This window comes from Dietzia maris (genome assembly GCF_014144855.1).
GTDB classification, from domain to species: domain Bacteria; phylum Actinomycetota; class Actinomycetes; order Mycobacteriales; family Mycobacteriaceae; genus Dietzia; species Dietzia kunjamensis.
Genome location: NZ_JAALDN010000344.1, coordinates 1 through 492, shown reverse-complemented (window position 1 = coordinate 492; position 492 = coordinate 1). Strand labels below are relative to the sequence as shown.

Genomic DNA, 492 nt, shown 5'->3' with positions numbered 1-492 from the left:
GTCTCCCCACCGGCGGCCGGCCGGCTACTTCGCGGTGAACCCCGCGTCGACGGGCATCGTCACCCCGGTGACGTGGCGGCCGGACTCCTCCACCAGGTAGAGAACGGCCCGCGAGATGTCGATGGGCTCGAGCATCGGCACGGGCAGAGCGTTGCCCATCGTGTGGCCCTCGGGGTTGTTCGCGAACCACCTGGCCATCTCGTCGTGCGCCACCATCGCCGTCAGGACGCCGGCCGGGTGGATCGTGTTGATGCGGATGTTGTGCGGCGCGAGCCAGATCACGAAGCTGCGCATGAGCCCCACCACCCCGTGCTTGCTGGCGGTGTACCCCGTGGCCGCGCCTGACCCGTCGCCTCCCCGCCCGGACAAGCCGTTGGTCGACGAGATGAGGACGATCGACCCGCCCTCGCCGCGCTCGATCATCAGAGGCGCGATCGCGTGGACCGTGTTCCACACCCCCACGAGGTTCACCATGATGGTGTCCACGAACGC

General features: G+C 69.1%; 1 protein-coding gene. It reads right to left on the bottom strand.

From position 1 onward, the window contains the following. Positions 1-24 precede the first annotated feature (24 nt). On the bottom strand, positions 25-492 hold a 468-nt coding region (locus G6024_RS11515), incomplete at its 5' end, for an SDR family oxidoreductase (RefSeq protein ID WP_159148746.1).